General features: G+C 50.0%; 3 protein-coding genes. All 3 read left to right on the top strand.

The window, feature by feature from the left end; translation table 11 throughout:
- Positions 1 to 288: 288 nt before the first annotated feature.
- A complete protein-coding gene (locus H8S65_RS18445; RefSeq protein ID WP_186931313.1) occupies positions 289 to 1,047 on the top strand; it encodes a DNA-binding domain-containing protein in 759 nt (252 codons plus the stop codon).
- 149 nt (positions 1,048 to 1,196) lie between these two features.
- On the top strand, positions 1,197 to 10,796 hold the full coding sequence (locus H8S65_RS18450; RefSeq protein ID WP_186931314.1) for a LamG-like jellyroll fold domain-containing protein: 9,600 nt from the start codon (positions 1,197 to 1,199) through the stop codon (positions 10,794 to 10,796).
- 4 nt (positions 10,797 to 10,800) lie between these two features.
- Positions 10,801 to 11,607, top strand: a complete 807-nt coding sequence (locus H8S65_RS18455) for a hypothetical protein (protein ID WP_255489318.1) — start codon at positions 10,801 to 10,803, stop codon at positions 11,605 to 11,607.
- The last annotated feature ends 129 nt before the right edge of the window (positions 11,608 to 11,736 follow it).

The raw sequence follows: 11,736 nt of genomic DNA on the forward strand, positions 1-11,736 counted from the left end.
CTTTGCCAAGTGATAGGAATGCCCCTGTTTGCGACATATTGGTGACTATTTGGCGCAGGTGGGGACTCGTTGTCACGCTTATCCGGCGGCTTTCCCCTTTTTTTGTCACTCAATAACCCACCGGGATATCATATCATCTGAAGAGAATGTGACGTCAGGCTTTTCTCTCCATAATGGAGAGAGGGCCCGCGTCCGTTTTTGAAGAACGCGGGCCATTGGAAGCGTATAGTGTCAAAAAAATAATCGGAAAGGGATAATCTCCTTTCCATCTAATTTAATAAATGTAATATGCAAAACACCCTGAAAGGTTGGATGGCTGACAACACCGTCACCACCGACAACAAAGACGACAAGATCCTGCTGCTCGAATCGGCAGGGAGTGTGAACATCGAAGACATCTACAAGGAGATGGAAGAAGAAGGCACGGGGCTTAAGCGTGAGACCCTCGTACATGTCGTGATGCTATTCCTGCGCGTCGTGGCGCGCTTCATCCTGAACGGCTATAACGTCAACACCGGCCTGTTCCGCGCCGTCGCCCAGTTTACCGGCGTGATCGAGAGCGGACGATGGAATCCGGAGAAAAACTCCGTCTACGTCTCCTTCATCCAGGACAAGATGATCCGCGAAGAGATCGCCCAGACGACCGTCAACATCCTCGGCATGAAAGCCGATGTGATGTACATCCTCGAAACCGAAGACCGGAAGACGAAGCTCAAAGACGGCAGCGCAACGGCAGGCCGCAACTTCTTCGTGCGCGGCGCCATGCTGAAGGTGATGGGCGACGACCCCGCGGTAGGCGTCACACTGACAGCCGAAGACGACACGGTGACGAAGCTCGAAGACGACGAAATCGCCATCAACAAGCCATCCGAACTGACGCTGTTGCTACCGGCTACGCTGACGGCGGGGACTTATACGTTGACGGTGACGACGCAGTACAGCCACGGTGCTCGCCAGCTATTGAAAGAGCCGCGCAGCGTTAGCACGACTATTTACATTGGAGGTAAGCCCGGTGGCGGGGAGGAAGAACGCCCAGGTGAATTATAATAGAAAAGAAATTAGGAACACGCCATGTTCTCGGTCGGGAACAGGGCGTGTTCTCGCTCAGGAACAACCGATGTTCTCGCTCAGGAACAACAGGTGTTCTCGCTAAGGAACAAAGAGAGATCGAAATAATAAATACACACGATAAGCGTATGATTATAAATTTACAATTAAGGAATGAAGGCAAGGCCGAAAAGAACTGGCCTCGCTTTCGGTTCGGGGTATGGTTGGTCTTGATGCTTGTATTGTCGGCTGCGAAAAGCTACGGACAAGACAGCCGTCTGGCAGATAAATCAAACTACTTGGTTACCAATAATGAACGAAACGGCTATGTCTCCTTTCAGATACCGATATTAGACGATCAAGGAAATAATGAATGGGTTGACGCAAATAATAAAGGGTATCTGTATGTGACGATAAAAGGTGGTAAACCGGTGAAAATCATGACTTATAGCTCTAATTCTGAACACACAGATATGCCAACCGCACCTGCGGCGATGACACTCCATATTGGTAGTGCCGTGTTCAAAACCACAGATGGAAACAAAGAAGGTAGTGCTGGAAAAGATTATAACTATAGATTCAGCCGTCAAGGACAGTATGTTACTTATATGATTTTCGATTGGTATTATCCGCCAGAATATGAAGGGAAAGTGATGGACTTTTCCGTAGGTGCATACATTGCTGTTTATGAAGGTGGAACTGACAATGATTACCGCTTTGATGGTGATATCGGGACAGGAGGCTACAACGCCCGCGATTTCTCCGATCCGACATTGGGAGCACCTACTCTTTCTTACACGGAAGTCGGAAAGTATCAAATGACTTACAATACGACTGAAACACCCGTCAAGATTTGGAATAGCATAGCTAATAGTTGGAGTAACTCTACCAATAAGTCCGGTACGTTATATGCCCCTATCCAAGATTCAAAAAGGGAGTATACATTCAAGGTCAAATACCAGTTGAACCAGTTTTATGAGACTAACGAGCATTCGGTGGCCACAACCATAAAAGGATTTCAACAAGCGAAAAATTTCACAGCGGCGGAAGGTGCAAACGGAAATACCTTGCTGACTTGGTCTATCGTTAGTGAAAACAATTGTGAAACAGGCGATAACTTTGAAATCCAACGTGCTCAAAAGGCGGATTTTGAGTCTCCGGAAACTGTCGGAACGGTGGATTTCGATCCCAACCAAACGAGTTATAGTTTTACGGATAACAGCGGTAACCAGAATTTGAACGGGACGTTATATTACCGGATACGTCGTACTAAACAAGCAGCGAGCTGGGGATGGAGCATCACACAAACAGCGCAAATAACGAAAGACATCTCGCATCGGAATGTGGTATCGGCTACTGCTGATCGGCATGAGTGGAGTGCAGCCTCTCAAGCCAAAATATCATGGGATTTGGAGGGGATAGCAAACAACAAAGTGTGGTCTGACGGAGCCGAATTGATCGTCACACGTACTATGGACTATGGTAAAGGGACCATTAAAAGTGTAGATTTAACAGCCAGTGACGAGGATATCGAGAAGGGCTATATGATCGATAATTTGGATGCGCTATGCGTGAAATATAGCTATACGGTTCGTGTAAAACCGGGTAATACCCATTTCAAGGCACAAGAAGCCGTCACTGCAACAGTGACAGGAGATCCGATCTTCCCGACAGAAATGGGAAAGGTCGCGTCGCTCACGGTCTCCAAAGGCTATTTCCCGACTTACACTTCACTGCAATGGACGACCGACGAGAAAGCGATCGACCAGTTCCAAATCATGCGCCGTTCCGTCAAGGAAGGACAGGGTGAAGATGATGGATGGGATATCCTCCAAACGGATGCGGGAGGGACACAGGCCTCTTATGTTTATATAGATGAGCATGGATTGCCGGGCGTAGTTTATGAATACCAAGTTCGCGCCTTGACGACTTGTGCCGATGAGACATCCGTAAACCGTTCCGAGATTGTGCGCGGTTTCCGTAGCCCGACCGGGACTATCAGCGGACAGATCCTGTTCAAATATGGTGATGCAATGGTCGGAGCCGAAGTGCTTTTAACTTCCGCAGAACCAGGTTTGACAACAGGACAGAGCCTTCAGTTCGCCGGCAGCACGAACAGCTATATGGAAACGACTACAGCAATGACAGTTCCGACGGATGCCTCTATTCAGCTGTTTGTTAAACCGGCAGCAGGGAATCAGAATGTGACGTTGCTCTCTTGGGGACGCTACCGCGTCGGCATTCAAGGGGGGAAAGCAGCCATCAGTGCCGATGGAGGAGCTAATTGGCAACAAACAGAAGCAGCCTTGCCAACCAATCAATTCACGCAACTGACTGCCGTGTTCGATACCGATCTTTCACTTTATCTTTATGTCGATGGCGAAAAGGTGATCGAAACGACTGCTTCAGGCCATGTCGGCGGAAGTACCGAGCCGGCCAATGTGACAATCGGTAAAAGCTTCAATGGCTATCTCGATGAGATCCGCCTGTGGGAACGGGTGTTGGATGAAGGTAAGGGGGATATTAAAAATACGTATAACCGCTTGTTGACCGGTAACGAAAACGGCCTGGTTGCCTATTGGCGACTGAATGACCCGGTGACGGACGAAACGTATGATATCTCCTATACGGGAACAAACTACCATAAAAACCATGCCAAGCTGACAGGCGTCAAATTGAGTACGGATGAACATCCGACTGACGGGCAGTTAGGCTTGCGTGGCCTGACAGATGGGGCTGGAAACTATCAGATCACGGGAGTCCCTTACATTGGCAGTCAGACGTCCTATGTTGTAACCCCTTCTTATACGGGACATACATTTGAACCTGTTTCGACCACCGTGACGATTGGCAACCAACAACCGGTAGCGGCCGGAATCAACTTCAAAGATGCTTCCGCTTTCACGATTCGAGGGTATGTCTTCTATGAAAACAGTACCATCCCCATAACAGGCGTCACCTTCTCGGTCGATGGCGTCAAAGTGGTCGGCGGAAACAATTCCCCGGTGACAACAGACGCGAATGGTCAATTTTCTTTCAGCGTGCCGACCGGCACACACTCGGTACAGATCGAAAAAGCGAACCATGTATTTAAAGACAATGGTTTCTTGTTAGATGACAATGGATTAAACTTCAACTACCAGGATGAATCCCTGTTTACCGACGTCCGTTTCTGGGACCAGACGAAAGTGAAACTGATCGGTCGTGTGTCAGGCGGTACGGTCGAAGGTAACAAGCCGCTCGGTTTCTCGCTCTCAAAAAACAATCTGGGAGACGATACTTATCTGAAACTTACTTTGGAAGGGAATACCTCTGCCTACTTGAGCACGGAGAAGAAAGACAGCACGATGACGCACTACGACGGCAAGCATAGCAACACGGTTTCATACGAACAGTCATACATCAAAATTTCTCCGGACAGGCTCACCGGAGAGTTCACGGCATGGCTCTATCCTGAAAAATACAAAGTGGACGAGATCTCTGTTAAAGGACACGGTGACTTGCTGTCTGGTACGGGTCAAACACTCTCGCTGACCGACTGCTTTAATGAGCAGACCTCGGAATACATGGACGGAAACGAGGTGACACACCGGATCATCTACAATGCCGACTATAACTATACCCGACGGGTCGATCCGGCCTTGACCTACGTGCAGTTGAACCGTGCCGGCGGGAAACCGCTCGATTACTTTGGCGACAAGGCATTTTTGATGGTGACGCAAACGGGCGATAACGAAGAGATCATGCTCTATGATGAAGGCAACAAGAAGTATCTGTTTGAGCATCCCATCTTCCATGCGGCGACTTACCACTTCCGGGTGTCGAGCCATGAAGATTATTACTATAATAACGTAAAAGAAGGAGAGGAGATCAGAGTAGACCAAGTGCCGACACAGGGTGGAATATTGAAGATCACGAACCAGATGGGCACAATCAGCCAACCGGCAAACGTCGAATTGGATGATAATGGTTCCGCTGATGTAGAAATCACGGTAAATAACCCGGATATTACAGGGGTTAGTAAAGGTGTAAAAAGTTTGGATTTCTCCGTGGGAGGTACGAACGCTCAGCAACTGGAAGCAATTGTTCTCGGTGCTCGCGTAAAAGGCAACAGCTATGTTACGGCAGGACCGATCCGCCTGTTCAACATCTTGCGCGACCCGCCCGGCAGCAACAGCTACTCTTATTGCGAGAAAGGGCAGGTCTACAGTTACCACTCCTCATATGCGACAGGGAAAGCACAATCAGGCAGTGAAACGGTTAACTCATATTTCGGTCCGTCGATAACAAGCGGTGTCGGTGTCATGGTGACCAACGAAGCCATCAATACCGTCGGCGTCAAAAGCGACCACGAGGTTTCGAGCAGCGATGCCAACTCCGAGACGTTCTCCATTACGACTACTTCGCGCTACCAGACCAGTGACGATCCGCTTTATGTCGGTGCTGATGGCGACCTCTTCTTGGGAACCACCAGTAACATCCAGTATGGACCGGCAGACGACATCACTCTGATGACCAAAGAAGAATACCAGCGTTTGGTTGATGCAAACCATGAAAGTGTTTTCGGGGAAGGGAATGGCATACTGCAAGAAGTAGGCAATTATGTCGTTGCCAAACGCACGGCCCTTAGTGTCGGTGTGAAACATGACACCTTCTTTGCTTATCCGCAGATATTTATTAAAAATACGTTGATGGATAATATCCGGGCGGTACGAAACTCGCTGTTTGCGCCCTACGGTACAACGGAAGCGCAAGCCAAAGCGATGGCTGATGTCAATAATGCTCCTGTCTACCTTACTCACAGGAAAGCGGACGAAGAGGATTATGGCGAAGACAATAAGATAAATAACAACGCGAACGGAGAAACTGTTGAAGAGGGAGGATATGCCTCCAACGGCGATAGCTACACCGTTATCTTGCCGAGCGGAAGTTTCGAGGGTACTTCGGATTCCATCTACGTTTTGAACCAGAGCATTCGCCAGTGGGAAGCCTTGTTGGAACAAAACGAAAAGGAGAAAGTCTCGGCAACTGATTTGATCAGCAACTATTCGATACATGCCGGAGCATTGATGGAGTATGCCGAAGAAATGTCGCATGTGACGGAACAGACGCATACCTACAACCTGATAGCCGGCGGAGGGCTGCTTGGTGATCTTGGATTCAAGGGAGGTGGCGTCGGTGTGGTCGTCTCGATCGAAGAATTGGGTTATGGTACGAAAGACGAAGAGTCCGGCTCTTCTTCCGAAGAAACTCGTTCGGCCGGCTTCGTGTTGGCGGATGAAGGCGATGATGATTTTTTGAGTGTGAATGTCTATCGTGTGAAAGCTCCGGGAACGGAAAATGACGATTTCAACGACAAATGGGATTCGGACTTGGGTTCATACATTAAGGATAAACAATATGGCAGTTTCGTCTTCCTGACACAGGGTGGTGCGACAAGCTGCCCGTATGAAGGCGAATTGAGGACGGAGTATTACAATCCTGGGACTGTAATCAACAAAGCGACTTCGAAGATAGAGAATCCGAAAATTTCTGTAGAAAAGCCGGTCATCAGCAATGTCCCGTCCGATCAGGCCGCCACGTTCGTATTGAATCTTTACAACGAGTCGGAAATAGCTGAAGGCTGTTACTTCAATCTTTCAATTGTTGATGCTGCTAACCAGCAGGGAGCTAAGTTTTCGATCGACGGTGTACCTTTGGCAGATAAACGTGGTATTTTGGTCAACTATGGGGAACCCTTGCAGAAGACTTTGGAAATTCGTCGGGGTACGGAATATGATTACGAAGACTTGGCGGTTGTCATTAGTTCGCAGTGCCAGACAGATCCGACAGGTTTCCAGGATATCATTGCCGATACGGTCTATATCTCCGCTCACTTCATCCCGTCTTCTTCGGACATCAACATCAAGAGCCCGACGGACAAATGGACGCTGAATACGCAGTCTTCGCTCGATTCTACTTCCGGCAAATACTACATACCGCTCACGATCGACGGTTTCGATGTGAACTTCCAGGGTTTCGACCATATTGAGATCCAGTACAAACCCTCTTCCGGTTCCGATAAGGATTGGACGAATATTTGCAGTTTCTACAACGATTCCGTTCCCTATAAAGCAGCTACCGGCGAGAAGGCCATGATCGAGGGAGCGACGATCTCGACCCGTTTCTATGGCGCCGAAGACCAGAAGTACGACATCCGCGCGGTGACGTTCAGCAAGGTAGGCAATGAGTTCGTGACGAAATCGTCTCCGATCATCTCCGGCGTGAAAGATACCAAGCGGCCTGTCGTGTTCGGCAATATCCAACCTGCCGACGGCGTGTTGGGCATCGAAGACGAAATCCGCCTGACCTTCAACGAAGAGATTGCCGAAGGGTATATGACCGACGTGAAGAACTTCCAGGTGACAGCCGTGCGCAACGGTTCGAATGGCGACCATTCGACTTCGCTCACCTTCGACGGAGCCTCTTCTTATCTGGCGACACAGGCCGAACGCAACCTGACGGACAAAGACTTCTCGGTCGAAATGTGGGTATTGCCCGCTACACTCGGCCAGGAAATGACGCTGTTCAGCCACGGGACGACAACCAATGCGCTGGAACTCTCGATCGGGGCGGACAATTCGATCCAGGTAAGCATCGGAGGAAAAGTCTATACTTCCAAGCCGCAGAGCTTCAAAACAAGCGATTGGGCGCACGTCGCCATGACCTATAAGGCATCCAACCGCCAGCTCTCCGCTTATTTCGGCGGAACGGAAGTGATCACCGGGGTACAGACCTCCGATCCGAACACTTCGATCGGGCCGATGCTGTTCGGGCGCAGCGTGAAGGGCGGCGATTATTTTGCCGGTAAGATGCACGAAGCACGTGTCTGGAACAAAGTGGTAAGTTCGAACGAAATCATGGCGAACAAGCTGACCATTTACACCGGACAGGAAGCGGGCATGCTGGCCTACTATCCGATGAACGACGGTAAGGGCGACCGCGTGACCGACAAGGCGCAGGGAGCTACGGCCTGGGTGTATGGCGCCGACTGGAGCACGCTTGCCGGGCTGTCGGTCGCGTTTAAGGGAGACACGCTTATGGCCGTCAATTCCTCTAAAGTGGCCTTGACGGATGCGCAGGATTATACGCTTGAATTTTGGTTCAAAGCGGCTCCCGGACAGAAAGATGCCGCTTTGGTGTCGAACGGGAAGGGTGTCGGCGATGAAAATAACACGAACCGCAACAAGGTGTTTGTCGGTTTCGCCGATAACAAGTTGGTGTTCCGTAATAACGGCCATGAAGAGGTGCTTTCCGGAAAGTGGGACGACGACAGTTGGCATCATTTTGCCATTGCCGTGAACCGTAATGCCGGGAATGCGCAGGTATTCCTCGACGGTGCGCTGAATACTTTCTTCGATGCGGGCAAGTTAGGAGGTTTCTCAGGCACGACCCTTTATCTGGGCGCTCGTCGTTGGACGAAAGCTACGCAGATGGTCGACACTACGGATATGTACCTGAAAGGGCAGGTGGACGAACTCCGCCTTTGGAACATGGCGTTGCCTTCGACAATCATCAATAAGAACTATAACGTTTGCCCGAAGGGGACGGAAATGGGCTTGATGATGTATCTGCCGTTCAGCAAATATATAAGGAATAGCGCGAACGTCCAGGAGATGGTCTTCAGCGGTGAAGACATGGTGACGGATTCGACGTTGGTCACCGCCGGCAGCCGGTTGGCTTCCGAGGAGAAAGCGCCTGTACGGGCGAAGGGGCCGGAAGTCTCTATCCCGTTCACCTTCGTGGTCAACAAGGATGCGTTGGTCATCAACCTGATGGACACGCCTGAAGCGTTGGAGAAGACGGTGGTCAACTTTACGGTCAAGGATGTGAGCGACCTGAATGGCAACCTGATGCAAAGCCCGGTGACCTGGAGCGCGTATATCAACCGCAACCAGTTGAAGTGGAGCAAGCCTTCCATCACGAAAGAAAAGAAACTGTATGCTCCGATGAGCTTTACGGTCGATGTGGAAAACCAGGGCGGCACGGAAAAGAACTTCACGATCGAAGGGCTTCCTGCCTGGTTGAAGGCTGATCCGGAATACGGGACAATCGACCCGTTGGGACGCCAGACGATCCTCTTCACGGTGGACGAAGGCACGAATGTGGGCCGTTATGACGAGGTTGTCTATGTGAAAGGCGACAATAACGTGTCGGAGGCTTTGCCGGTCACATTGAAAGTGTTTGACGAGCAACCGGACTGGACGGTCGATCCGGCTGATTTCAAATATAACATGAATATATACGGTAAACTGCGCGTGAACAAGCTGTTCTCGACGGATGCCGAGGATATGATTGCCGTGTTCGATGGCGGTCGTTGCGTAGGGGTTGCGAACAACCAGTATGCGGACAAGAATGATATGTGGTATGTATTCCTGACCGTTTACGGGAACGAGATCAGGGGCAGCGAATCGTTGAGCTTCCGCGTATGGGATGCCAGTACCGGGACTGTCTACGATGCCTGGTCTGATTCACCGATTACGTTCGGCAGCAATTCTGTCGTGGGAACGGCTTCGACTCCGGTTATCTTTGATGCCGAGGAACGGGTGGTTCAGAATATCAACCTGACGGAAGGCTGGAACTGGGTTTCTTTCAATGTCAAGAGCGATACTCCTGACCTGGCGACAATTTTGAAAAACACGATGTTGGCAGGCGACGAGCAGGTGAAAGACGAGGCGATGGGCTCATTTGCCGCTTACGACCAGGAATCTAAGACGTGGTTAGGCAATAACATCGTTTTCGACAACAAGCACATGTATCTGATCCAGTCTTCTGTCGCACAGAAACTGTCCGTTTCGGGCATCGCGATCAAGGAGAAGGAAGACTTGACGATACCGGTGGCCAATAACTGGAATTATATCAGTTACCTGCCGATGACCAACTTGCCGATCGGTGAGGCTTTGTCCGGCTATAATGCGAAGGAAGGCGATATTGTCAAGTCGCAGAATGCCTTCTCCATGTACGTAGTGAAGACCGGCTGGCTGGGGAATCTGACCTATATGGAACCGGGCAAAGGCTATATGCTGCTGAATAACGGCGAAAGCACGTCTTTGGTTTATCCGGATATGATGGGCGGCAGCGGTTTGAGAAGCACGGGTGTCCTGACGCGTTCGGGTGATGCGATGACGACCGGAACCGGTTATGCGGACACTCGCTTTGAAGCGAATATGTCTGTCGTGGCAACGGTAGCAGAGAGTTTGCCGGTTTATGCAGGCGACAAATTGCAGGCGTATGTCGGTGGCGAATTGCGGGGTGAAGCCTTGCTGACGGAAGATCCGTATGACGGCAGGCCGCTGTACTTTGTTTCGATCGGCGGAGACCGTAACGAATCTGTTTCTTTCGCTCTCGAACGGGGTGGAGAGATTATTGCCGAGACTTCTCCGATGTTCGACTACCGGGTGAACAATGTGCAGGGCAGCATCGAGCAGCCTGTTATCCTCGATTTCGTCAACGATCTGCAGATTTCGGTTTATCCGAATCCGTTTGAACGTGAACTGAACTTTGTGATGAACACGCAGCCTGGCGATAAGGTCGGGATTTACCTCTACACAATGGCGGGGCAGATGATACATCGTCATTCTGAAACCAGTGTCAACGGAGGTTACCTGCATTATCGTTGGGAGTGCTATGAGGATTTGGCGCGTACGGTCTATATGGCAGTCGTGGTCGTGAACGGACAGAAACATGTGTATAAAGTAAAAAGGAAGTAATAGTATGAATCGATTAGAAATGAGAAATGTAATTCATTATATGATCATTTTGGCAGCCTCCGCGTTTTTGTGGGGCTGCTCGGATGAACCGGGACCAAAGGTGGTCCCGGAACCTGAGTGGGAACTTGACTTGGTCGAGAATGAACCGGCTCCTCAGTGGAAAGCTCCGGAAAGCGGGATTTACCAGTTCAGCATGACGGCTATTATCCGCCTGTCCGGGTTCCTGGAAAAGTATGCAGACCCGAAAGACGAGATATCTGCTTTCGTCGGAGATGAATGCCGGGGAATCGCTACCGTCCAGGATAACGGGAAGAAACTTTTCTTTCTTTATATCCGCGGGAACGAGGGTGAAGTGCAAAAGGTGACATTAAAGTATTACAGTGCCAAAAACAAGAAGACGTATACTTGCCGGGACTTTCTGGTGTTCGAACAAAACGGGACGTATGGAAAAGTATCCGATCCGGCAGTTCCTCCGTTCGAAGAGTCCGGCAAATATCCGGAAACGATGACTGCCGTGGTCTCTTTGCCCGAAGCGTTGCCTTTCGAACGGCGTGATAAGGACATCCTGGCTGCTTTCGTCGGCGATGAATGTCGTGGCGTAGGGGAACAGGTCGATGCTACAGGAAAGATTGTCTATCAGTTTGAGATCCGTGGCAAGAAGGATGAAACGGCTTCTGTCTATTTTATGTATTACAGCATGCAGAGCAGCGGCGTTTATAAAGCAGCGGAATCTTTCCCGTTTGTGGACGAAGGTGTACAGGGTACGTTGGATGCTCCGTTTCCGGTCACGTTGCAACCGGTTGTAGAATAAAATGTTTGTATGAGGGTGTGTCAAAACCGTCGCATCCTCTTTTTTTATGCGCAAAGTCCGAACTTTCCCAAGCTCGGACTTTGTTATTACCCAAAGTTTATGTAACTTTCGGCATAAGATTTTTTGTTA

This window comes from Parabacteroides hominis (assembly GCF_014287585.1).
Classification (GTDB): Bacteria; Bacteroidota; Bacteroidia; order Bacteroidales; family Tannerellaceae; genus Parabacteroides; species Parabacteroides hominis.